Origin of the sequence: Rhodospirillum centenum SW, from assembly GCF_000016185.1 — a bacterium.
Taxonomy (GTDB): domain Bacteria; phylum Pseudomonadota; class Alphaproteobacteria; order Azospirillales; family Azospirillaceae; genus Rhodocista; species Rhodocista centena.
Map to the genome: position 1 here is coordinate 3,633,715 of NC_011420.2, position 23,786 is coordinate 3,657,500.

Sequence of the window (23,786 nt, forward strand, 5' to 3'; positions counted from 1 at the left end):
GCGTCCCGTGCCTCACCCCGGCTCCACCCGCACCGCCAGCGGCAGGCGGCCCAGGGCGCGGCGGGCGGTTTCCTCGGTCTCCGCGCCGCCGGGGACGCGGACGACGACGACCATGCCGCGCTCCGGCTCCGTCACCGCCACCACCTCCGCCGCCACGCCGGGCAGGGCCAGCGCCAGCTCGTCGCGGCAGGCGCGCTCGGCCGCGATCTGGCGCAGCTTCGGCTTGAAGATCTTGCCCACCGGGGTCAGCGGCATCTCCGGCAGCACCACCACCTCGCGCGGCTTGGCCGGCGGCTCGTCCACCCTCTCCTGGAGGAAGCGGGCCAGCGCCTCGGCGTCCAGCGGCCCGGCGGAGGTGACGAACAGCATCGGCACCTCCCCGGCATAGGCGTCCGGGCGGCCCACGGCGGCGGCCAGGGCGACGCCGGGGAAACCGGCGGCCGGGTCCTCCAGCATGCGCGGGTCGATGTTGTGGCCGCCCCGGATGATGACATCCTTCAGCCGCCCGGCGATGTGGACGCAGCCCGCGGCATCGATGCGGGCGAGGTCACCCGTGCGCAGCCACTCGTTTCCCGCCTCGTCGCGGTAGAAGGCGCCGGCGGTATCGCGCGGATCGACATAGCCGGCGAAGACGCTGGGGCCGCGCACCAGCAGCTCGCCCAGCGGGCCGGGCCGGTCGCGGTGCAGCACCCCGTCGGCCAGCACGGCCAGTTCCGCCAGCGCCGCGCGCGGCCCCACGGCGGTGCTGTCCGGCGTGCGGTAGTGCGGCCACTGCGCCACCGCTCCCGACAGTTCGGTCATGCCGTAGACCTGCCGCACGGCCCCGCCCCAGATCGCGTTGAAGCGCCGCTCCACCTCCGGCGGCAGGGTGGCGGCGCCGACCCCGACCAGCCGCAGGCTTGAGATGTCCAGCCCCTCGCGCGGCACGGCGCAGAGGGCCCCCAGCACCGTCGGCACCACGCCCAGCACGGTCAGCCGGTGCCGGTCCACCAGTCGCCAGACGGCCTGCACCATCTTCGGGTCGCGGTAGCCCGCGGCGGTGGCGATGTAGAGCGTGGCGCCGGCGGCGAAGGTGGGGATGCTGCCGGTGAAGGCACCGCCGACATGGAACAGCGGCAGCCCCAGCAGCAGCCGGTCCTCCGCCCGCGTCCCCGTGGACAGCATGGACGCCACCGACGCCGCCACCATGGAGCGGTTGGTCAGCTTCGCCACCTTCGGCCGGCCGGTGGTGCCGCCGGTGGGGTAGAGTGCCGCCACCCGCTCCGCCTGGGCCGGGTCGCGGCCCGCGGCCAGGGTGGCGCGCCAGTCGGGATCGGGCTCCAGCCCCTCCTCCCCGAAGGCGACGCTGCCGTCCACCGGCAGGGTGACGATGCGCTCCAGCGTCGGCACCTCGCGCTCCAGCCCCGCCACCTTCTCGTACAGCCCGCCGGGCAGGCCGGGCGGCGGCACCAGCAGCAGGCGGGCGCCGACGGCGTTCAACTGGGCGGCGATGGCCTCGCGGGTGAACAGCAGGTTCAGCGGCTGGGCGCGGCAGGCTTCCACCGCCGCCCACAGGGCGACCTGGGTGGCGGGCACGCCCGGCGCCAGCACCGACACCGTGTCGTCCTGCGTCAATCCCTGCGCCCGGTACCAGCGGATCGCGGCGGCCAGCAGGCCCATGAAGCGGCCGTAGCCGATGCTCGGCGGATCGGGGTCGTCCGGCACCCGCAGATAGACCAGCGCCGTCCCGTCCGGGTTCGCCTCCGCCCCGGCGGCGATCAGGTCGATCAGCCGCGGATGCCGGTCGATCAGTTCCGCCGCCTGCCGGTCGATCTCCGCCTCCTGGGCGTGGATGCGCTCGCGGCCGTCCTCGATGTCCATGCCGTTCCTCCCTGGTGTGTCCGTGTCCGTCGGGGACTTCGCCCGTGTCAGCGGCCGGGAAAGGCCGGGGGGCGCTTTTCCAGGAAGTGGGCGACGCCTTCGCGGAAATCCTCCGAACCCAGGCTCGCCAGCATCTCCTCGTCGGCCAGGACGGACGCCTCGGCCAGCCCGTGCAGCAGGCCGGCATAGACCTGCCGCTTGATCACCGCCAGCGAGCGGGGGGAGACGCCGTGCGCCAGATCGGCGGCATAGGCCCGCACGGCCTCCGCGAAGCCTTCGTCCGGCAGCAGCCGGGCCAGCCCCAGGGCGGCCGCCTCCTCCGCCGTCAGGGTGCGGGCGGTGTAGAGCAGGTCCAGCGCGTTCATCGGCCCGACCAGCCGCGGCAGCATCCAGGCCGAGCCGTATTCCGCGATCAGGCCGCGGCGGGAGAAGGCGGTGGTCACCTTGGCGCCCGCGGCGACGAAGCGGATGTCGCAGAAGAGCGCGAAGCACAGCCCGATGCCGGCCACCGGCCCGTTGATGGCGGCGATCACCGGCTTGGGCGTCTTCAGCGGATAGGTCAGGGGCTGGTCGAAGTCCCGGCCCGGCGTCGGATCGTGCGCCAGGTCGGGGAAGACCTCGCGGCCCGGCGCCGTGCCCGACGCCAGCATGCCGCCCATGGCCACCATGTCCGCCCCGGCGCAGAAGCCGCGGCCGGCACCCGTGACGACGATCACCCGCACCCGGTCGTCCGCACCGGCCTCGGCGAAGGCGGCCTTCAGGTCCTGCGCCATGGCCGGGGTCCAGGCGTTCAGCCGGTCCGGCCGGTTCAGGGTGATCGTCGCCACCCGGTCGGCGACGTCGTACAGGATGTCGGTGAAGGCCATGCGCGTATCCTCCCAGGGCTCCCGCGGCCGTCTGCCGTCGGGGCCGTTCGTTGTTGCCTGGGATGATTACCCGGCACCCCCGGGGGGCGCGACCGGGTTCGCGCCGGGATGCGCGGGCCGTCCGCGCTGCGGTGGGCGGCCTCCGCCTGCCGGGCCGGGGGCGGGAAGCGAGAAGGGGGGGCGGGATCAGCCGTGCCAGTCGCGCGCCAGCCGGCGCGAGGCCAGCAGCATCAGCAGCGCCGCCAGCAGGTAGAAGCCCAGGCCGTAGAGGATGGACCAGCGCAGGCTGTCGTCGCCGTAGACCGCCGCCAGCCGGTCGGACATCCAGCCCAGGAACCAGATGCCGAAGCCGATGCCGATCAGGTTGTTCACGAACAGGAAGACGGCCGAAGCCGTGGTCCGCATGGCCGGCGGCACCAGATGCTGCACGGCCGACAGCACCGGCCCCAGCCAGATCAGGGCCAGGGCCTGCGGGATCAGGAACAGCACGAAGGAGACCGTCAGCGACGGCGACAGCAGCCCCGCCGCATAGAAGGGGGCCGCCAGCAGGAAGGACGCGGCCGGCACGGCGGCATAGGCGCCGCGGTTCGCCGCCCCCAGCCGGTCGCCCAGCCAGCCGCCCAGCCAGACCCCGACAATGCCGCCGAAGAAGACGATGGCGGCGAAGAACAGCGAGCGGTCCACCAGACCCAGCCCGTAGGTCCGGCTCAGCAGCGAGCCCAGCCAGAACAGCATGCCGTAGCCGATGATCGAACTGCACGAGGCGCCGAAGGCCAGGAACCAGAAGCTGGACTTGCCCGCCAGCACGCGCGCGACCTCGCGCAGGGGCGGGGCCTCCGGCCGGGCCGCGGGCGGGTCGAAGCGGCCGCGCACCGGCTCGCGCACCGTCAGCTTCAGGAGCGGCGCCAGCAGCAGCCCCACGGCCCCGACGATGACGAAGGCCGCCCGCCAGTCGATGTAGGCGGCCACCAGCCCGCCGAACAGCAGGCCGGCGGCCGAGCCCACCGGGATGCCGAAGGAGAAGACCGCCAGCGCCCGTGCCCGCTCCCCCGGCGGGAAGTAGTCCGCGATCAGGGAGTAGGAGGGGGCGACGCCGCCGGCCTCGCCCACGCCCACGCCCAGCCGGCAGAGGAACAGGGTGAGGAAGGAGTTGGCGGCCCCGCACAGCATGGTGAAGCCGCTCCAGACCGAGAGCGCGATCGTGATGATCCAGGTGCGGCTGCTGCGGTCGGCCAGCACGGCGATGGGGATGCCCAGCGCCGTGTAGAACAGGGCGAAGGCCCAGCCGCCCATCCAGCCCAGCTCGCTGTCCGTCAGCCCCAGCTCGTGCTTGATGGGCTCGGCCAGGATGCTGATGATCTGACGGTCGATGAAATTGAAGATGTAGACCAGGAACAGGACGAACAGCACGTAGTAACGGTAGCGCCGCTCCGGGTGCGCCGGATCGTCCGCCCCGGACTGCACCTGGGCCTGCACCCGGGCCTGCACCCGGGACTGCACCTGGGCCTGCGCCCCGGCCTCTGCCGCGGCCTTCGTCGTCCTCGTCTCGCCGCCTGCCGCCATCTCGGCCATGCGCCTGTCCTGCCTTGTGCAACGGGAATGGGGGAAAGGGGGTGGCCCTGACGGGTCGTAGCGCAGGGCTCCCCCCCGGGGCAAGGCGGCGGCAGCCGGGCCGGACCCGGTTGCCGCCGGGGATCAGCCTCAGAAGCGCACCTCCACCGTGCCGGTGATGGTGCGTGGCGGGCCGTAGAAGGCGGTGATGGAGTCGCCGTAGAGCGCGCCCGGGAAGCTGTAGCCGCCCACCTTGTACTCCTTGTCCGTCAGGTTGCGGCCGTGCAGCCCCACCCGCCAGCGCTCGTCGTCGGAGGTCCAGACGATGGAGGCGTCGAACAGGGTGTAGGCGTCCTGGTCCAGCAGCGGGCTGGGGATCTCGAACATGCTGGCGTCGTCGCGGAAGGCGGCGGACCCGCTGAAGGTCAGCGACCCGCGCTCGCCCATGTCGTGCAGGTAGGTCAGGATCACGGCCGCGTTCCATTCCGGCGTGTTCTGGAAAACGCGCTGGTCGGACACGTCCACGAACTGGCCGGTGGTGATGTCGTAGGTCAGGAACTCGTCGAACTCGGCATGGGTGTAGCCCAGCACGAAGCTGGCCGAGAGCGCATCGGTGACCGAGAGGTTGCCCTCCGCCTCGAAGCCGTAGATCTCGGAGCTGCCGACATTGTCCACGAAGCTGGCGATGCCGGATGTGGCCGGGACCTGGGTCGTGATCTGCTGCCCGTCATACTTGGAATAGAAGCCGGCGAGGTTCAGGGTCAGCCGCTCGAAATACTGGCCCTTCAGGCCGATCTCGTAGCTGTCCACCGTCTCCGGATCGTAGCCGTTGACCGTGTTCGGCGTCAGCACGGCGTCGCCGCGCATGTCGAAGCCGCCCGACTTGAAGCCCCGGCTGTAGGAGGCATAGGCCGTCAGGTCCGCGGTCGGCTGCCAGGTCAGGCTGAAGCGGGGGGTGAACTCGTCGAAGTCGCGGTCGTTCGTGTAGTCCGTGCGGATCAGCGCCGGCGGCTGCGCGATGCCGCCGAATTCGGGGCTGCGGATGCCGGCATAGTTGGCGCGGAAGACGGTGCCTTCCTTCTCGTCCAGCGTGTAGCGCAGCCCGACGGAGGCGGAGAGCTGGTCGGTCAGGTCGAAGCTGACATCGGCGAAGGCGGCGTAGCTCTCCGTCTTCACCTCGCCTGCGGTCAGGATGGTCAGGCCCAGATTGCCCAGCACCGTGTCGAAGGCGCCCGAGGCGTTGGCGTCCAGGTAATAGAGCCCGAACACCCCCTGCCAGCCGGCTCCCTGGTAGAGAAGCTGGAGTTCCTGGCTGAACTGGTCGTCCTTGTAGAAGGCGGGCACGTCCAGGATCGGGCCGGGCGTGCTGTCGAAGTCGATCAGCGTGTCGGTGTCGCCCTGGCGGTAGGCGGTGATGGACTTCAGCGTGATCGTGTCCGTCGCCTGCCACTCGCCCAGCAGCGACAGGCCGTCATTCTTGACGCTGTTGTCGTCGCCGGCGCCGGCGCGGGTGTCGAACACGTCGTCCAGCACGGGGGCGGAGCCGCCGGGCAGGGGCGTCAGGCGGTGGCCGTGCTTGGCGTTGGAACCGTCCTCCGTCCGGTCGTAGGACAGGCGGAAGAAGGTCGTCTCGGTCGGCGTCAGCTCCAGCGCCAGCCGGCCGGCGCCCACGTCCTTGTCGTAGTGGTCGGCCCCGCTGAACAGGTTCTCGCCGTAGCCGTCGCGGGTGTAGAGCGCGAAGGCGCCGCCGATGGACAGCTTGTTCTCCACCAGCGGCAGCCCGCCCGAGACGATCAGGTCGCGCTGGCCGTCGGTGCCGATGTTGGTCTTGAGGCGCAGCTCGCTCTCGTTGCCGATGCGCCGGGTCACGTATTTCACGGCGCCGCCGATGGTGTTGCGGCCGTAGAGCGTGCCCTGCGGCCCGCGCAGCACCTCGATCCGCTCGATGTCGAAGATGTCCAGCACGGCGCCCTGGGGGCGGGCGACATAGACATCGTCCACATAGAGCCCCACGCCCGGCTCGAAGCCCCACAGCGGGTCCTGCTGGCCGACGCCGCGGATGAAGGCGATCAGGGTGGAGTTTGAGCCGCGCGCCACCTGGAGCGTCATGTTGGGGGTGGTGCGCTGCAGTCCGGTGATGTCCGGCACGCCGCGCAGGTCCAGCGTCTCACCCGTGAAGGCGGAGACGGAGACCGGCACGTCCTGCAAGGATTCCTCGCGGCGCCGGGCGGTGACGACGATCTCCTCCACCGGGCCGGCGCGGGGCGCCGTCCGGCCCGTCTGGGCGGCGGCCGGCTGGTGCAGGCCGGCGACGGCGGTGGTGGCGAACAGCAGTCCCGTCAGGGTTCTCCGCAGCATGGTCATTGGGCGTCCCTTCCTGTTGGGCGCGGGTCTTTCGTCAGCCCGCGCGTTGTGAGCCGCGGAGGGGCAGCCCCGCGGCGAAGTCCCGGATGGTGCGGTTGAAAAGCTCCGGCTCCTCCAGATGCGGCGCATGGCCGGAGCGGGCGAACGCCACCCGCCGCGCGCCCGCCCCCAGCGCCGCCTCCAGCCAGTCGGCGGTCTCCGGCGGGTAGAGCCGGCTCAGCGCGCCGGAGGCGATCAGCGTGGGCAGGGTCGGCCCGGGCAGGTGCGCGCGGAAATCCTGCGCGGTCAGCGATCCCCACAGCGCCGCCATGGCAGCGGGGTCGTTGTCGCGGATCTGCGCCGCGGCCCAGGCGGTCAGGTCGGCGCGCTCGGCCTCCAGCCCGGCGGCGAACAGCCGCCGCGCCACCCGCGGCACCAGGGCCGGCCAGTCGGCGGCCATGGCCTCCAGCACCTGGGCGGTGGGCCGGCGGGACTGGCTGCCCGGCAGGCCGAGCGTCCAGCCGTCGCCGTTCAGCACGCGGGGAGCCATGTCCACCACCACCATCCCGGCGAGGCGGGGGGCGGCCCCGTCCAGCAGCGCCCGCCACAGCACCATGGCGCCCATCGACCAGCCGACGGCCAGCGCATCCTCCAGTCCCAGCGCATCCAGCAGGGTGCGCAGGTCGTCGGCCAGTTGCTCGATGGTGGGGCGCTCCGCCGGCCGGCGCGAGCGGCCGTGGCCGCGCAGATCCACCGCGATCACCCGGAAGCCGTCCACCAGCCCGGCGCGCTGCGGCCCGAAGAAGCCGGCATGCGTGGCCCAGCCGTGCAGCAGCAGCAGCGGCCTGCCGCTGCCGCTGTCGTCGAAAGCGATGCGTGCGCCGTCGCCGGCGACGATCTCACCCATGGGCGCCTGCCTCCCCTGACCGTCCGTCTCCGGCGGTGCGGGCACCGCGGGCGGAGGGCTTCCCTGCAGGAACTGCTTGTGCATTTTCCCCATGCTTGCGACAAACTGAAACCTGAGTCAATGTTCAAGTCAGGGAGCCGGAGGGGGCACGGGTGCGGTCACAGGGAACGGCACGGGGCGCGGCGCAGGCCAGGGCGCAAGGTACGACGCAAGGTACGGCGCAGGGGGGGGCGGCACCGGACAGGCCCGCGGCGGCGCTGCGGGGCACGGACCAGGACGCGGCGGCCGGCAAGGCCCCCCGGACCGAGCGCGGCAAGCGCACCTTGCAGCGCCTTCTTGACGCCGCGGCGCAGGAGTTCGGGGAGCGCGGCTACCACGAGGCGTCGATCAGCGGGATCACGCAGCGGGCCGGGGCGGCGCTGGGCAGCTTCTACACCTACTTCGACAGCAAGGAGCAGATCTTCCGCGCCCTGGTCGGCCACATGGGCCGGTTGACCCGCCGCCGCATCGCCGAGAAGGTGGCCCGCGCGCCGGACCGGCTGACGGCGGAGCGGCTGGGGATCGAGGCCTTCATCGAGTTCGCGCGCAGCCACAAGGACCTGTACCGCATCATCATGGAGGCGCAGTTCGTCGCGGAGGACGCCTACCGCGACTACTACGCCTCCTTCGCCGAGGCGTACCGCAGCAACCTTGCCCATGCCGCCGATGCCGGGGAGATCCGGCCCGGCCCGGCGGAGGAACGGGCCTGGGCCCTGATCGGGATGAGCGTCTTCCTGGGCCTGCGCTACGGGGTGTGGAGCCAGGACCGCTCCCCGGCGGAGATCGCGGCCGCCGCGGCGGAGATCATCTCCCACGGGCTCGCGCCCGCGGGCGGGGACAGCGGCCCCGGCGGAGGAACGCCGACGGACTGAGGCGGACGGAAAAGGACGCCCGCAAAGGGCGCCGGAACGGGGGAAACGCATGACGCTGGATCTGTTCGACATCACGGCGAAACGCGCCGCCCTGCGGCCGGACCGCTGTGCGCTGGAGGAGCTGGAGACCGGCTTCCGCCTGACCTACCGCGGGCTGGAGGACCGCTGCGCCCGCGCCGCGGCCGTGCTGGCGGATGAGGGGGTGGGGGAGGGCGACCGGGTGGCGGTGCTCTGCCGCAACCGCATCGACTTCTTCGTGCTGCTGTTCGCCGTGGCGAAGCTGGGCGCCATCCTGGTGCCGCTGAACTGGCGGATGCCGGCGGCGGAACTGAAGCCGTTGCTGGCCGACTGCACGCCCCGGCGCGTCGTCGCCGGACAGGAGGACATGGCCACGGCCGCCGCCGCGTCCGGCACGCCGCCGTTGGGGCTGGACGATCCCGGCCCGCACGGCTTCGCGGCCCGGCTGGCCGCCGCCGTCCCGCATCCGGGCCGGGAGCGCTGGCCGGGCGGGCAGGTCTGGTATCTGATCTACACCTCCGGCACGACCGGGCGGCCGAAGGCGGTGATCTACACCTACGCCATGGCCCTGGTGAACTATGTGAACATCGGGCAGGCCATCGACCTGCGCGGCGACGACCGCACGCTGAACTTCCTGCCGCTGTTCCATACGGCCGGCATCAACCTGCACACGCTGCCGACCCTGATCGCCGGCGGCACGGTGATGATCCTGCCGGGCTTCGACGCCGATGCGATGATCGGGCTGCTGGCCGCGGGGCGGCTGGACACCTTCTTCGGTGTGCCGGCGGTCTACCAGCAGCTCGGCCTGCATCCCGCCTTCGACACGGTGGACCCGGCCCGGGTGCGGAGCTGGGGCTGCGGCGGCGCGCCCCTGCCCGACGCCCTGGCGGAGCGCTTCTTCGCCCGTGGCGTCCGGGTCTGCAACGGCATGGGCATGACGGAGACGGGGCCGACCGCCTTCCTGGTCGATCCGGCCGACGCCCCGCGCAAGATCGGCAGCGTCGGCAAGCCCCAGCTTCTCTGCGCGGTCCGCATCGTCGGACCGGACGGGCGCGACGTGCCGCCGGGGGAGACGGGGGAGCTGTGGTTCTCCGGACCCGGCGTCACGCCCGGCTACTGGAACCGGCCGGACGCCACGGCGGCGGCCTTCGCGCCGGGCGGCTGGCTGCGCTCGGGCGACCTCGCCCGCTGCGATGCCGACGGCTACTACTACATCGTCGGACGGCTGAAGGAGATGTTCATCTCCGGCGGGGAGAACGTCTATCCGGCGGAGGTGGAGAACGTGCTGGTCCGCCACCCCGCCGTGCTGGAGGCCGCCGTCACCGGCGTGCCCGACGACCGCTGGGGCGAGGTCGGCCGCGCCTTCCTGATGCTCCGGCCGGGCTGCGCGCCGCCCGATCCGGGGGACCTCGCGGCGTGGTGCCGCGAGCGGCTGGCCGCCTACAAGGTGCCGAAGAGCTTCGTCTTCCTTGACGACTTCCCCCGCACCGCGGCGGGCAAGGTCCAGAAGCACCGGCTGCACGACGCGGGAGGAAAGTCATGACGGCACTGACGGCTTCGGCGGTCCTGGACCGCACCCTGACCCAGGCGGAGTTCGACCGCTTCGCCCGCCTCTCCGGCGACGACAACCCGATCCATGTGGACCCGGACTTCGCGGCCCGCACCCGCTTCGGCCGGACCGTGGCGCACGGGGTCCTGCTCTGTTCCATCCTGCGCGGGCTGGCCGACCGGATCGCGCCCGGCGCGCGGCAGCTTTCCCAGGCCGTGCGCTTCCCCGCCCCCACCTACGCCGGCGAGCCGATGCGGTTCGAGGCATGGCAGGATCCGGCCGGGCCGGCGGGGGCCGGCATTCCCGTCAACCTCCGGGTCAGCCGGATCGCGGACGGCACCGTCACCTGCGACGGGACCTGTATCCTCGACCCGGACGGACGCGCCGGCGCCCCCCCGCCGCCGGACACGCTTGCGCCGGCCACGGCCACGGCGGCGGAGATGACGCGCCGTTTCGGCGCGGCCGACGTGGCGGACTGGCTCGCCCTGGGTGGGGCGGCCCCGTCGGGCGGGGTGCCGGAACCGCTGATCGGGGCGCTGTTCTCCTGCCTGCTGGGCGTCCGGCTGCCGGGGCTGGGCACCAACTACCTGAAGCAGGAGACCCTGTTCCACGCCTCCGCCCCGCTGGAGGAGGCGCTGACCGCCCGCGTCGCCGTCACCCGCGTGCGGCCGGAGAAGGCGCTGGTCGATCTGGAGACGACCTGCCGCACGGCGGACGGAACCCTGGTCGCCAGCGGCCGCGCCCTGGTCTATGTCGGGGACGTGGCCGACCCTCCGCGCGCTTAGGCCGGCCCCGTCCCGCTCAGGCAGCCGCCTGGACCGTCTTGCCGAGGCCCAGCAGTGCGCGCGCTTCGGCCGGGCTGGCGATCTCGCGGCCGGCCTCGCGCGCGATCCCGGCCAGCGCCTCGATCAGCCGGGCGTTGCTGTCCGCCCGCGCCCCGTCGGGCAGGTAGAAGGTATCCTCCAGCCCGGTGCGCAGGTGCCCGCCCAGCTCGGCGGAGCGGCGGTGGACCGGCCAGATCTCCTGCCGCCCGATCAGCGTCGTCTGCCAGGGCGAGCCGTCGGCGATGTAGCGGGTCAGGACCGGCAGCAGGTCCGCGTCCGCCGGCATGCCCGACGCGACGCCCATGACGAAGTTGTACTGCGGCCGGCCGCGGACCATGCCGGTCTGGCGGTAAAGCTCCACGGAGCGGACGATGCCCACGTCGAAGCACTCGAACTCCGGCACCGAGCCGATCTCGTAGATCACGTCCAGATAGCCCTGCACCTTCTCCACCGGGTTGTCGAACACCATCGGCGGCCAGGCCCAGCGCCCGTCGGACGTGGCCTTGAGGTAGTTCAGCGTGCCGGCGTTGGCGGCGGAGATCTCCGGCCGCACCGCCCGCAGGCAGGAGAGGGGGCCGGCGATGTCCGGCCCGACATGGCCGCTGGTGGAGTTGATGATGAGGTCCGGGCACTCCGCCCGGATCGCCTCCACCACCGCCGCGGCGACGGCCGGGTCCCAGCTCGGGAAGTGGCCCATGCCCGGCTCCTGCCGGCGGTAGTGGATATGGACGATGGCGGCCCCGGCGTCGCGCGCGCCGCGGGCCGCAGCGGCCATCTGTTCCGGCGTCACCGGGACGTTGAACCGCGTGGGGTCGGTCAGCACGCCGTTCAGGGCGGCGGTGAGAATCACCTTGCTCATGGCGCTCGCTCCTCTGTTCGGGCGGGGCGGTTCAGTCCTCGGCCAGCACGCGGGGCGTCACCGCCCGGTGGAAGCCGTCGAAGGCCGGGGCGGGCTTCGCCTTCGGCATCGGCCAGTTGGGCTTGACGTTGGGGGCGGCGCCGTCCACCCGCAGGGTGGAACCGGAGACGAAGGACGCCGCCGGCGACAGCAGGAAGACGATGGCCGCCGACACCTCCGCCTCCAGGCCCAGCCGACCCAGCGGCACGCTGGCCGCCAGCGTGCGGATGGTGTCCTTCATGTGCGGCGGGTATTTGTCCATGCCGCTGGAGGCGATCCAGCCGGGGGCGACGGCGTTGACCCGGACATGGCAGGGCGCCCATTCCAGGGCCGCCGTCTCGGTGAAGTTGACCATGCCGGCGCGGGCGGCGCCGGAATGGCCCATGCCGGGCATGCCGTGCCACATGTCGGCGACGATGTTGACGATGCTGCCGCCGTTCTCCGCCATCCAGCGCAGGAAGCAGGCCTTCGCCATCAGGAAGCCGCCGGTGAGGTTGGTCTTCACCACCGCTTCCCAGCCCTTCAGGGAGATGGCGGCGAGCGGCGCGGGGAACTGGCCGCCGGCATTGTTGACCAGCCCGTCGATGCGGCCGAACCGTTCCAGCACGCGGCCGACCGTCTCCTCGACGGGGCCTTCCTCGCGGATGTCCAGCGGGAAGCAGGCGGCGCTGCCGCCATCCTCCGCGATCTCCGCCCGCACCGTCTCCAGCTTCTCCGGGTTGCGGCCGATCAGGGCGACGTCGGCCCCCAGCGCCGCCAGTTCGTGCGCCGTGCAGCGGCCGATGCCGCTGCCGCCGCCGGTGACGATGACGGTCTTGCCCGCGAACAGCCCGTCGCGGAAGACGGAACGGTACATGCGTTACCTCCCTAGGCGAGCGCCAGTTTCACCAGCAGCGACCGGGCGGCGACCTGCTCGCCCGGCCGGGCGCGCACCTCCTCCACGGTCCCGTCGGCGGGCGCCTTCAGTTCGAGCTGCATCTTCATCGCCTCCAGGACCAGCAGCTTCTGCCCCTTGGCGACGGCCTGTCCCGGTTCCACCGCGACCTCCACCACCGTGCCCGGCATGGGGGCGGTGACGCGGTCCCCGCCGGCCCCGGCACCGCGGCCGGCGGTCTTCGTCAACGGCGCCTCCTCGAAGGCGAAGGTGGCGCCGTCCAGGTCCAGCAGCAGGCACTGCCCGTCGCGGGTCGCCGGGACGGTGCGGCGGATGCCGTCCAGCACCACCGACGCCATCCCGTCCGCCACGCCCAGCACGCGCACGGCATGCACCGAGTCGCCCAGCGACACCGACAGCCCGTCCCCGCCGGGGACGATCTCCACCAGTTCCTCCCCGCCGGGCCAGGCCAGCCGCAGGCGGAAGACGGCGCCGCCATGGCTGTGCCAGGGCTCCGGCCCGTCGGCGTCGGCCAGCATCACGGCGGCCAGGGCGCGGGCGGCGGGGGCCGGCTGCGGCGGCGCCAGCTCCATCCCGGCCAGCATGCCGGTGGTGGCGCGGCCCTCCGCGAAGTCGGGATGCGCCAGGATCCGGCGCAGGAAGCTGCGGTTGGTGGTGACGCCGTGCAGCACCGTCCGGTCCAGCGCCCGCAGCAGCAGCCGGCGCGCCTCCTCGCGGTCGCGGCCGTGGGCGATCAGCTTCGCCAGCATCGGGTCGTAGAAGGACGTGACCTCGCCCCCCACGGCGATGCCGTGATCGACCCGGATGCCCTCGTCGGTGGGCGGGTGCCACGCGCGCACCGTGCCCGTCTGCGGCAGGAAGCCGTGATAGGGGTCCTCGGCGTAGAGGCGCACCTCGATGGCGTGGCCGTTCAGGCCGATCCGGTCCTGGGTCGTGGGCAGCGGCTCCCCGGCCGCGACCCGGAGCTGCCATTCCACCAGATCGAAGCCGGTGACCATCTCCGTCACCGGATGCTCGACCTGGAGGCGGGTGTTCATTTCCATGAAGTAGAAGCCGCCGTCCCGGTCCAGCAGGAACTCCACCGTGCCGGCGCCGACATAGTCCACGGCGCGGGCCGCCGTCACGGCCGCCTCCCCCATGGCGGCACGGATCTCCGGCGTGACGGCGGGGGAGGGGGCCTCCTCCACCACCTTCTGGTGGCGACGCTGTACCGAGCAGTCGCGCTCGCCCAGATGCACCAGGGTGCCGAAGCGGTCCCCGAACACCTGGATCTCGACATGCCGCGGCTCGATCAGCGCGCGCTCCAGGATCAGCTCGCCGTCGCCGAAGCTGCTCTGCGCCTCGGCCCGGGCGCGGGCGATCTGGCCGGGCAGGTCGGCCGCATCGGTGACCAGCCGCAGGCCGCGCCCGCCGCCGCCGGCCGACGCCTTGACCATCAGCGGCAGGCCGACCCGCTCCGCCTCCCGCAGCAGCGTCTCCTCGTCCTGGGCGGCGCCGGAATAGCCGGGCAGCACCGGCACACCGACGGCGGCCACCCGCTCCTTCGCCAGCCGCTTCGAGCCCATCGCCCGGATCGCTTCCGGCGAGGGGCCGACGAAGACCAGACCGGCGTCCCGGCAGGCCTGGGCGAAGTCGGCATTCTCCGACAGGAAGCCGTAGCCGGGATGCACGGCGTCGGCGCCGGTCCTGCGCGCGGCCTCGAGCAGCCGCGGGATGGACAGGTAGGACTGGCCGACCGGCGCCGGCCCGATCTCCACCGCCAGATCGGCCAGCCGGACATGGCGCGCATCGGCATCGGCGGCGGAATGGACGGCCACGGTCTCGTAGCCCAGCCGGCGGGCCGTGGCGATCACCCGGCAGGCGATCTCGCCCCGGTTGGCGATCAGAAGCCGCGTGAAACGGGTCATCCCAGGTCCCCTCCGGCCACCGCCCAGGGGGCGGGCTTCTTCATCAGGAAGGCGGGCAGGCCCTTCTGCCCCTCGCCCAGCACGGCGTCGGCAAAGCTGTGGGCGGCACGGTCCAGCAGCGCCGGCAGGTCGCCCCGCTCCACCTCCAGCAGCAGCCGCTTCGTCGCCGCGACCGCACCGGGGGCGGACAGGCGCACCCCGTCCAGCACCTCGGCCAGCCGGGCCTCCAGCGCGTCGGCGCCTTCGACATGGTGCAGCAGCCCCAGCGCCTGGGCCTCCACCGCCTTCAGCCTGCCGCCGGTCAGCGCCAGCCGGCGCGCCTGTGGCAGGCCGATGCGGCGGACGACGAAGGGGGCGATCTGCGCCGGCACCACGCCCAGGCGCACCTCCGGCATGCCGAAGCTGGCGTCGTCCCGGGCGATGGCGACGTCGGAGACGCAGGCGAGACCGAAGCCGCCGCCCATCGCCGCCCCCTCGATCACCGCGACCAGCACCTGCGGCACGGTCTCCGCCGCCTGGAGCATGGTGCCGAAGGCGCGGTTCATCGCGGCCAGGGCGGCGGCCGGATCGCTCCCGTCCTGACCGCCCCCTGGCCCGCTGCCCCCCGGCCCGCTGCCCCCCGGCCCGCTGCCCATGTCGCGCAGGTCGCCGCCGGCGCAGAAGGTGCCGCCGGCTCCGCGCAGCACGATGGCGCGCAGGCCGGTGTCGGCGGCGGCCGCCTCGAACACGGTCAGCAGTTCGGCCACCATGGCGCCGGACATGGCGTTGCGGCTTTCCGGCCGGTTCAGGGTCACGTCCAGGCGCCAGCCGTGGCGGCGCACCAGCAGGGTCTGGAACTCGTCGGGCATGCTCATGTGCGTCACCCCCGGGCCACGCCGAAGCTGTTGGGCCGCAGCGTCCGCGCCGCGGCTTCGGCCGTGGTGGCGAGGCACCAGGCCAGGACCTGCCGCGTGTCGCGCGGGTCGATGATGCCGTCGTCCCAGAGCCGGGCGCTGCCGAACAGCGCCGTCGTCTCCGGCTCCATCTTCTTGACCATCTTGGCCTTCATGACGTCGAGCACGGCCTTGTCCGGCTCCGCCCCCGACCGGCGCATCTTCTCCTCCATGATGATCGCCATCACGGTGGCCGCCTGTTCCGGCCCCATCACGCTGGTGCGGGCGTTCGGCCAGGCGAAGATGAAGCGGGGGTCGTAGCTGCGCCCGCACATGCCGTAGTTGCCGGCCCCGAAGCTGCCGCCGATCAGGAAGGTGAAGTGCGGCACCGTCGAGTTGGCGACGGCCTGGATCATCTTCGAGCCGTGCTTGACGATGCCGCCGCGCTCGGCCTCCGTCCCGACCATGTAGCCGGTGGTGTTCTGCAGGAAGCAGATCGGCGTGCCCGACTGGTTGCAGAGCTGGATGAACTGCGCCGCCTTGACCGAGCCGGCCGGGTCGATCGGTCCGTTGTTGCCGATGAAGCCGCAGGGCCAGCCCTCCACGGCGCCGATACCGCAGACGGTGGCGGCGCCGTACTCCGCCTTGAAGTCCAGGAAGTCGCTGTCGTCCAGCAGCCGCGCCAGCACCTCGCGCACGTCGTAGGGCCGGCGGTAGTCCACCGGCACGGCACCGGCCAGCCCGTCCGGGCTGTGGCGGGGCGGCCGCGGCCGGCGGGGCGGGGCGGCGGTCTGCGGCTGCCAGCCGATCTTGTCCATCACCTCGCGGGCGATCTGGATGCCGTGCCAGTCGTCCTCCGCCACGAACTCGGCCGTGCCGGCGACGCCGGCGTGCATCTCGGCACCGCCCAGCTCCTCGTCCGTGGCGATCTCGCCGGTGGCCGCGCGCAGCAGCGGCGGCCCGGCCAGGAAGATCTTCGCCTTGCCGCGGACGACGACCACATAGTCGGACAGCCCCGGCAGGTAGGCGCCGCCGGCCGTGCTGGAGCCGTGGACGACGGTCACCTGCGGGATGCCGGCGGCCGACAGCCGCGCCTGGTTGGCGAAGGTGCGGCCGCCCTCCACGAACATCTCCGACTGGTAGGTCAGGTTGGCGCCCGCACTCTCCGCCAGCGTCACCAGCGGCAGGCGGTTGGCCAGGGCCAGCTCCTGCACCCGCAGGCTCTTGCGCATGCCCATGGGGCTGATGGCGCCGCCCTTGATGGCGCTGTTGGAGGCCGCGACCATGCAGCGCCGGCCGGCGACGTAGCCGATGCCGGCGATGATGTTGCCGCCGGCCACCTCGTCCTTGCCGTCGTCGTCGTGCATCCCGGTGCCGGCGAAGGGGCACAGCTCCAGGAAGGGAGAGCCCCGGTCGAGCAGCGCCGCCACGCGGTCGTGCGGCAGCATCTGCCCGCGCTTGGCGAACTTCTCCTTCTGCCGTTCGGAGTTGCGGCGGATGCGGGCCTCGATGTCGCGGATCTCCGACACCAGGGCCAGCATCTCCTCCCGGTTCCGGGCGTACTCCCCGCTGCCGGGGTCGATGCTGCTCTCCAGGACGGGCATCACTCGGCCGCCTTCTGCTCCGGCGCGTCCGTGCCGAAGCGGACCTTCGGCAGCGTGCCCATGTACTTGCAGATGATGGAGAGCATCACCTCGTCCGCGCCGCCGCCGATCGAGGTCAGGCGGCTGTCGCGGAAGTAGCGGCTGATCGGCATCTCGTTCATGTAGCCCATGCCGCCGTAGTACTGCAGGCAGCCGTCGGCGACCTCGCGCAGCAGGCGGCCGGATTTCAGCTTGGCCATGGAGGCCAGCATGGTCGCGTCCTTGCCGTTGATGAAGGTCTCCACCGCCCGGTAGGTCAGGGCGCGCAGCGCCTCCACCTCGGCCTTCAGTTCGGCCAGCCGGAAATGGATGTACTGGTTGTCGATCAGCGGCTTGCCGAAGGCGATGCGGTTGCGCGTGTAGGCGACGACATCGTCGATCATGATGTCCATGCTGCGCAGCGAGCCGGCGGCCCCCCACATCCGCTCCTCCTGGAACTGGAGCATCTGGTAGGTGAAGCCCATGCCCTCCTCGCCGATCAGATAGCGGCGCGGCACCCGCACATCCTCGAAATGGATCTGCGCCGTGTCGGAGCAGCGCATCCCCAGCTTGTCCAGCTTGCGCGCGACGGTGACGCCCTTGGTCTTCATGGGCAGCACGATCAGCGACTTGTTCTTGTGCGGCGCGCCGTCGGAGGTGTTGGCCAGCAGGCACATCACATCGGCCTGGGTGCCGGACGTGGTCCACATCTTGCCGCCGTTGATGACGTAGTCGTCGCCGTCCTTGCGGGCGGTGGTCTTGACGCTGGCCACGTCGGAGCCGGCGCCCGGCTCCGACACGCCCAGGCACCAGACCTGATCGCCCGCGATCATCGGCGGCAGGAACTCCCGGCGCAGCTCGTCCGAGCCGAAGCGGGCGAGCGCCGGCGTCGCCATGTCGGTATGCACGCCGATCGCCATGGGCACGCCGCCGGCGCGGCAGGTGCCGTAGGCTTCGGCGGCCACCGCGGCGTAGGAGAAGTCCAGGCCCAGCCCGCCGTACTCGGTCGGCTTGGTGATGCCCAGCAGCCCCGCGTCGCCCAGCTTCTTGAAGACCTCATGGGCGGGGAAGATGCCTTCCTCCTCCCACTGGTCCACATAGGGGTTCAGCTCCGTCGCCACGAACTTCTCGACGGTGCGGGACAGTTCCTTGTGCTCCTGGGTGAACAGCATGGCTTCCTCTCGGGACGGCTGTCTCTGATGGGATTCGGTCTGGCGGCAGGTCGCTCAGGCGGCGCTGCGGCCCGGATCGCTTCCGGGGCGGTCGCTTCCGGAGGACGCGCTTCCGGCGGGGCTGCCGGTTTCCTGGTCGCGCAGGCGCAGTTCGCGTTTCAGGATCTTGCCGACGGGGGACTTCGGCAGCTCGGGCACGATCTCGATCTGCTTCGGCACCTTGTAGCCGGTCAGCGTCTCGCGGCAGTGCCGGCGCAGCGCGTCCACCGTCAGGGCGGGGTCGCGGGCGACGACGAAGACCTTCACCGTCTCCCCCGTCTGGCCGTCGGGGATGCCGATGGCGGCGCACTCGGTGACGCCGGGATGCTCGGTGATGACGGCCTCGATCTCCGACGGATAGACATTGAAGCCGCTGACCAGGATCATGTCCTTGCGGCGGTCCACGATGCGCAGCGTGCCGTCGGGGTCGCGCACCACCACGTCGCCGGTATGCAGCCAGCCGTCGCGCAGGGCGCCCGCCGTCTCCGCCGGCTGCTGCCAGTAGCCCTGCATCACCTGCGGCCCGCGCAGGATCAGCTCGCCCGGCTCCCCGTCCGGCACGTCGCCGCCCTGAAGGTCCACGATGCGGGACTCCAGGCTCGGCAGGATGCGGCCGATGGTGCCGGTATGGTCGCGCCCGTCCAGCGGCGTGCAGGAGGCGAGGCCGCACTCCGTCATGCCGTACAGTTCGTAGATCGGCTGGCCGAACGTCTCCATCCAGCGCTTCTGCGTCGCCGGGGCCAGCGGCGCCGCCCCGCTGAGGCAGAGCTTCAGGCTGTCCTTCGCCGCGGCGACGAACCAGGGTTCGTTCAGCAGGTTGGCGAACAGGGTCGGCACGCCGGGCAGGTAGGTGGGACGGAACGTCTCCACCGCCGCCTTCAGGTTCGTCAGCGGCCGTGGGTTCGGGATCAGGATGACGTGCCCGCCCAGGTCCGCGGCCTGCAGCAGCATGCCGATGCCGAAGATGTGGTAGAAGGGCAGGATCAGCAGCGTCCGCATCGGGGCGTCGGTCCAGGGACCGTTCAGCGTCCCCTGGATCTGCGTCAGGCTGGCCAGCAGCCCGCGATGCGTCGTCACCACGCCCTTCGACCGGCCGGTGGTGCCGCCGGTGAACCAGCAGGTCACCATGTCGTCCGGCCCGATCCCGTCGGCATAGGCGGCGATGCCCTTCCTGCCCAGGCGTCTGGCGTGTGCCTCGCCGGCCGTCAGCACCTGCCGCAGCGGGATGTGCGGCACCGGGAAGGCCGGCACCAGCCGTTTGACGTGGCGGGCGACCAGATTGATCAGCGCCGCCTTGGCCGGCGGGAAGAAGTCCGACACCGACAGCCGGACAACCGGCATCGCCCCGGTCTTCGCCAGCACCCCCGGCAGCTTGCCCGCCAGCGCATCCAGCACGAACAGCGCCCGCGCGCCCGACGCGCTCAACTGCGACGCCATCTCCCGCTCGGTATAGAGCGGGTTGACGGCGGTGGGGACCAGGCCGGCCTTCATCACGCCGATGCAGACCACCGGGAAGGCCAGGCTGTTGGGGGCCTGGATGGCGACCATGCTGCCCGGCGGCAGCTTCAGCTCCTCCCGCAGCCAGGCGGCAACCGCGTCCGACCAGCGGTCGAGGTCGCCCCAGGTGAGCGACGCCGTCATGCCGTTCGGCAGGGCGCAGGTCAGACCGACCTTCGCCGCGTGGCGCGGCAGGCAGGTCCGGAAGAACTCCGGGATCGTTCGGTAGCCGGGCGCCGATGTACCGGCCGGCCCGGCCTGCTGCGGCCGTTGCAGTGCATCCATGGACGCTGCCTCCCGATGGTCGCTTCCCGGCCGGTCCGGCCGGGGTGCCGCGGCTTGGTCCGGGTCCGGCCTGCCGTCGGTCGCGCTTCATTTGCAATCAGCCTGGATTGTTTGTCCGGCCCTGTCAACAGCACCCGGCGGGGCTGCTCCCGCTGCCCGCAGAGCGGGCGCAGACGCTCCCCACGCCATGAGAGCCAAGGGGATCGGGACGCTATCCGGCCCGCGCCTGCTGGTCGCCCGGACTCTGGAAACCATCAGGGCGTATTGTTTTTCACCCGCTGGCGACGCACACTGCCGGCGGTGGGAGCGGAAGGGTGGCGGCAGCATGCCGGACGAGACGGCGGGAGCCCCGCAGCGGGGGCGGACAGAAGCGGGGGCGGAAGCCGGGCAGGCGGCAGTGTCTCAGGCTGCCGTGTCTACAGCGGTGCCGGCCGTGCCGGTGCGCCGCCGGCAGCAGGAGCGCAGCGCCGAGGCCCGCCGCCGGCTGTGCGAGGCGACCATCGACTGTCTGGCGACCCACGGCTATGCCGGCACCACCACCCAGCGGGTGGCGGAGATGGCGGGCCTGTCCCGCGGGGCCATGCAGCATCATTACGGCTCGAAGCTGGATCTGGTGACGGCGGCGGCCGAGTATCTGCTGGACGGGGCCCTGGCCCGGACCGTCGAGACGGTCCACCGGCTGAAGCCGGGGGGGGACGACCGGTTCCGTACCCTGGTCCACCTGCTCTGGCGCCGTCTGGTGGCGAGCCCGCGCTATGATGCGGTGCTGGAGGTGTTCGTCGCCGTGCGCAGCGATGCCGATCTGCGGGCGCGCATCGATACGGTGCTGCGGCGGCTGTCGCTGAGCCTCGCGGAGGCGATGGGCACCCTGTTCCGCCCCCGGCCGGGGGCGGAGGCCGATCCGGCGCTGCTGGTCGGCATGACCTTCACCCTGCTGCGGGGGCTGAGCCTGGAGGCGGGCATCTACCGCGATCCGGTCCTGGTCGAGCGGGTGCTGGACTGCTGGGCCGCCATGCTGGCCGACCGCCTGCGCTTCGCCGACGAGGTGGAGGGAGCCGCGGAGACCCTGCCCCTGCGGCGGGCCGGACGGGGCTGAGGAGAGCCGGCCGGAAGGCGCCCGCGGGCCGCTTTCCCCCTGGTTCCGTGGCGACATTCCGGCGACATTCCGCCGGTGATGCGCTGTGCAGGGGAGGCATGATGCATCGAACCCTTGGAAAATCGGGACGAACAGGTTATTTGATCGCGCGCCGGGACGCTGCCCGCACTTGACGGGCAGCCTTCCGGTTTTTTTCGTGCGGGCTTAGTCGGGCGTTACGCCCTCGTCTCGCACGGTTTCCATCGAGATCGAGACGACGCCGGACGGAGCCCCTATGCCCCGCACTACTCCCCTCTCCGACATCCGTAACATCGGCATCATCGCCCATGTGGATGCCGGCAAGACGACGACGACCGAGCGCATCCTGTATTATACGGGGCGCAAGCACACGATCATCGACGTCCATGATACCAAGGACCTGAAGACGTCGACCACGACGGATTACATGGAGCAGGAGCAGAAGCGCGGCATCACCATCCAGTCCGCCGCGGTCTCCTGCTTCTGGAACGGGAAGAAGATCAATCTGATCGACACCCCAGGCCACGTCGATTTCACGATCGAGGTGAACCGCTCCCTGCGCGTGCTGGACGGTGCCGTGGTCGTGTTCGACGGCGTGGCGGGCGTGGAGCCGCAGACCGAGACGAACTGGCGCCTCGCGGACAACTACAAGGTTCCGCGCATGTGCTACGTCAACAAGATGGACCGCTCCGGCGCCAACTTCCGGCGGACCGTGCAGATGGTGCGCGACCGCCTGGGTGCCCGGCCCGTCTGCATCCAGATGCCGATCGGCTCCGAGGACAACTTCTTCGGTCACATCGACCTCGTGACGATGCAGGCCCGCGTCTGGTTCTCCGACGAGAAGGACTCGAAGTGGGAAGAGTGGCCGATCACCGACGATCTGGCCGACAAGCTGAAGATCTCCAACGCCTACGACCGTGAGCTGCTGGGCCAGATCGCCCAGTACCGCACCGAGCTGGTCGATTCCTGCCTGGAGCTGGACGACGCGGCGATGGAGGCCTACCTCGAGTCCGGGGAAGAGCCGTCCGTCGATACGCTGCGCGCCTGCATCCGCAAGGCGACCATCACCGGCGCCTTCGTTCCTGTCCTGTGCGGCTCGTCCTACAAGAACAAGGGCGTGCCCCAGCTTCTCGACGCCGTGGTCTGGTATCTGCCGGCCCCGACGGACGTCGAGAACATCAAGACCGTGGACGTGGACGGCAATCCGGTCGGCGAGCGCAAGTCGTCGGACGACGAGCCCTTCGCCGCCCTGGCGTTCAAGGTGCTGAACGACAAGTACGGGTCGCTGACCTTCGCCCGCGTCTATTCGGGCGTGGTGCAGAAGGGTGTCTCGCTGCTGAACAGCACCCGCGGCAAGCGCGAGCGCATCGGCCGCATCGTCGAGATGTTCGCCAAGGACACCAACGACCTGGAAGAGGCCCGCGCGGGTGACATCGTCGCCTTCGTCTCCCTGCAGGAGACGGATACCGGCGACACGCTGTGCGACGCCAATGCCCCGGTCGTGCTGGAGCGCATGCGCTTCCCGGATCCGGTCATCAGCGTCTCGGTCGAGCCGAAGAACCGTACCGACCAGGACAAGTTCTCCGTCGCGCTGGGCAAGATGGTCCGCGCCGATCCGTCGCTCCGCCTGGAGACCGACATGGAGACCGGCCAGACCATCCTGCGCGGCATGGGCGAGCTGCACCTGGAAGTGACGCTCGACCGCCTGCGCACGGAGTTCGGGGTGGAGGGTGTCATGGGCCGGCCGCAGGTGGCCTACCGTGAGACCATCACCCGCCCGGTCTCGCACGTCTACACCCACAAGAAGCAGACGGGCGGCGCCGGCCAGTTCGCCGAGGTCAAGATCGAGTTCGAGCCGCAGGAGCGCGGCGCGGGCTACAAGTTCGTCGACCAGGTCGTCGGCGGCACGGTGCCGCGCGAGTACATCCCCTCCGTCGACAAGGGCCTCCAGGTCCAGAAGGAGGACGGTGTCCTGGCCGGCTACCCGACCGTGGACTTCAAGGCGACGCTGGTGGACGGCAAGTACCACGACGTCGACTCCAACGCCCTGACCTTCGAAATCGCCGCCAAGGCCTGCTTCCGCGAGGCCATCAAGCTGGCCGGCCCGGTCCTGCTGGAGCCGGTGATGAAGGTCGAGGTCGTGGTCCCCGAGGAGTATCTCGGCGACGTGATCGGCGACGTGAACCGCCGCCGCGGCACCATCCTGGGCCAGCTCGAGCGCGGGACGAACATCGCGGTCGAGGCCCATGTCCCGCTGTCGGAGATGTTCGGCTACATCGGCCATCTGCGCGGCATGACGTCCGGCCGCGGCTCCTTCAGCATGGAGTTCTCGCACTACGAGCCCGTGCCGAAGAACGTCGCGGACGAGGTCATCGCCAAGCAGGGCAAGGCCGCCTGAGCGACCGCCCGTGTGGGCTGACCCTGGTGGTCAGCCGATGATCCAGTCGACGGCCGCGCCCCCACCGGGGCGCGGCCGTTCGCTTTTGCACTGCCGGCCGGGGGCAGTCCGGGTGCTGCAGACGGAAGGCGCCCGGCCCCCGTGAGGGGGGGGCCGCGGCGCGGCAGCGCAGAGGGAACAGCTCCCCGCCCGACGGCGACGGGCAGGAGGCTGTACAGAAGGGCAGGGAAGGGCCGTGCCACGGTTTCCGGAGGCGGG

17 protein-coding genes are annotated in these 23,786 nt (G+C 71.7%); 5 read left to right on the forward strand and 12 right to left on the reverse strand.

Features of this window, described 5'->3' with window-relative positions; genetic code table 11:
- Nucleotides 1-12: 12 nt before the first annotated feature.
- The 5 genes from RC1_RS16850 to RC1_RS16870 form a co-directional block, all read right to left on the reverse strand.
- Nucleotides 13-1,860 (reverse strand): AMP-binding protein, encoded by a 1,848-nt coding sequence (locus RC1_RS16850; RefSeq protein WP_012568656.1) that lies wholly within the window; start codon nucleotides 1,858-1,860, stop codon nucleotides 13-15.
- A 47-nt stretch (nucleotides 1,861-1,907) separates the two neighbouring features.
- Nucleotides 1,908-2,726 (reverse strand): enoyl-CoA hydratase, encoded by an 819-nt coding sequence (locus RC1_RS16855; RefSeq protein ID WP_012568657.1) that lies wholly within the window; start codon nucleotides 2,724-2,726, stop codon nucleotides 1,908-1,910.
- A gap of 186 nt (nucleotides 2,727-2,912) precedes the next feature.
- Complete coding sequence (locus RC1_RS16860; protein WP_012568658.1) at nucleotides 2,913-4,298, reverse strand: spinster family MFS transporter; 1,386 nt, start codon at nucleotides 4,296-4,298, stop codon at nucleotides 2,913-2,915.
- Between the two features lie 129 nt (nucleotides 4,299-4,427).
- Nucleotides 4,428-6,635, reverse strand: a complete 2,208-nt coding sequence (locus RC1_RS16865) for a TonB-dependent receptor (RefSeq protein ID WP_148213491.1) — start codon at nucleotides 6,633-6,635, stop codon at nucleotides 4,428-4,430.
- Between the two features lie 40 nt (nucleotides 6,636-6,675).
- Nucleotides 6,676-7,527 carry an alpha/beta fold hydrolase gene (locus RC1_RS16870; RefSeq protein WP_012568660.1) on the reverse strand — a complete coding sequence of 284 codons (852 nt, stop codon included), beginning with the start codon at nucleotides 7,525-7,527 and terminating at the stop codon, nucleotides 6,676-6,678.
- Between the two features lie 152 nt (nucleotides 7,528-7,679).
- On the opposite strand from RC1_RS16870, the gene RC1_RS16875 reads away from it, so the two are divergent.
- Genes RC1_RS16875 through RC1_RS21985 form a run of 3 tightly spaced genes read left to right on the forward strand, consistent with a single transcriptional unit; the run spans nucleotide 7,680 to nucleotide 10,790 of the window.
- Nucleotides 7,680-8,438, forward strand: coding sequence for a TetR/AcrR family transcriptional regulator (locus RC1_RS16875; RefSeq protein ID WP_012568661.1), 759 nt, complete (start codon nucleotides 7,680-7,682; stop codon nucleotides 8,436-8,438).
- Between the two features lie 49 nt (nucleotides 8,439-8,487).
- Complete coding sequence (locus tag RC1_RS16880) at nucleotides 8,488-9,999, forward strand: acyl-CoA synthetase (protein ID WP_012568662.1); 1,512 nt, start codon at nucleotides 8,488-8,490, stop codon at nucleotides 9,997-9,999.
- Entirely contained in the window at nucleotides 9,996-10,790 is a 795-nt protein-coding gene (locus RC1_RS21985) for a MaoC family dehydratase (RefSeq protein WP_012568663.1), read from the forward strand. The genes RC1_RS16880 and RC1_RS21985 overlap by 4 nt, the downstream gene beginning before the upstream one ends.
- Nucleotides 10,791-10,806: 16 nt before the next feature.
- Here the strand turns inward: RC1_RS21985 and RC1_RS16890 are convergent, their stop codons facing one another.
- From RC1_RS16890 to RC1_RS16920, 7 genes are read right to left on the reverse strand one after another with little or no spacing between them, the layout of a single operon-like run.
- Nucleotides 10,807-11,688, reverse strand: a complete 882-nt coding sequence (locus tag RC1_RS16890) for a beta-keto acid cleavage family enzyme (protein WP_012568664.1) — start codon at nucleotides 11,686-11,688, stop codon at nucleotides 10,807-10,809.
- 31 nt (nucleotides 11,689-11,719) lie between these two features.
- Nucleotides 11,720-12,583, reverse strand: coding sequence for an SDR family oxidoreductase (locus tag RC1_RS16895; RefSeq protein WP_012568665.1), 864 nt, complete (start codon nucleotides 12,581-12,583; stop codon nucleotides 11,720-11,722).
- Between the two features lie 11 nt (nucleotides 12,584-12,594).
- Entirely contained in the window at nucleotides 12,595-14,529 is a 1,935-nt protein-coding gene (locus RC1_RS16900) for an acetyl/propionyl/methylcrotonyl-CoA carboxylase subunit alpha (protein WP_012568666.1), read from the reverse strand.
- Nucleotides 14,526-15,383, reverse strand: coding sequence for an enoyl-CoA hydratase-related protein (locus tag RC1_RS16905; RefSeq protein WP_012568667.1), 858 nt, complete (start codon nucleotides 15,381-15,383; stop codon nucleotides 14,526-14,528). The genes RC1_RS16900 and RC1_RS16905 overlap by 4 nt, the downstream gene beginning before the upstream one ends.
- A 5-nt stretch (nucleotides 15,384-15,388) precedes the next feature.
- On the reverse strand, nucleotides 15,389-17,005 hold the full coding sequence (locus RC1_RS16910) for an acyl-CoA carboxylase subunit beta (protein ID WP_012568668.1): 1,617 nt from the start codon (nucleotides 17,003-17,005) through the stop codon (nucleotides 15,389-15,391).
- Complete coding sequence (locus RC1_RS16915) at nucleotides 17,005-18,195, reverse strand: acyl-CoA dehydrogenase family protein (RefSeq protein ID WP_012568669.1); 1,191 nt, start codon at nucleotides 18,193-18,195, stop codon at nucleotides 17,005-17,007. Before RC1_RS16915 ends, RC1_RS16910 begins: the two co-directional genes overlap by 1 nt.
- Before the next feature lie 54 nt (nucleotides 18,196-18,249).
- Nucleotides 18,250-20,016 carry an AMP-binding protein gene (locus tag RC1_RS16920; protein WP_012568670.1) on the reverse strand — a complete coding sequence of 589 codons (1,767 nt, stop codon included), beginning with the start codon at nucleotides 20,014-20,016 and terminating at the stop codon, nucleotides 18,250-18,252.
- A gap of 325 nt (nucleotides 20,017-20,341) precedes the next feature.
- On the opposite strand from RC1_RS16920, the gene RC1_RS20960 reads away from it, so the two are divergent.
- Nucleotides 20,342-21,112, forward strand: coding sequence for a TetR/AcrR family transcriptional regulator (locus RC1_RS20960; protein ID WP_012568671.1), 771 nt, complete (start codon nucleotides 20,342-20,344; stop codon nucleotides 21,110-21,112).
- A gap of 274 nt (nucleotides 21,113-21,386) precedes the next feature.
- Nucleotides 21,387-23,528: an elongation factor G gene (gene fusA, locus RC1_RS16930; RefSeq protein WP_012568672.1), complete on the forward strand. Its 2,142-nt coding sequence runs from the start codon at nucleotides 21,387-21,389 to the stop codon at nucleotides 23,526-23,528.
- The last annotated feature ends 258 nt before the right edge of the window (nucleotides 23,529-23,786 follow it).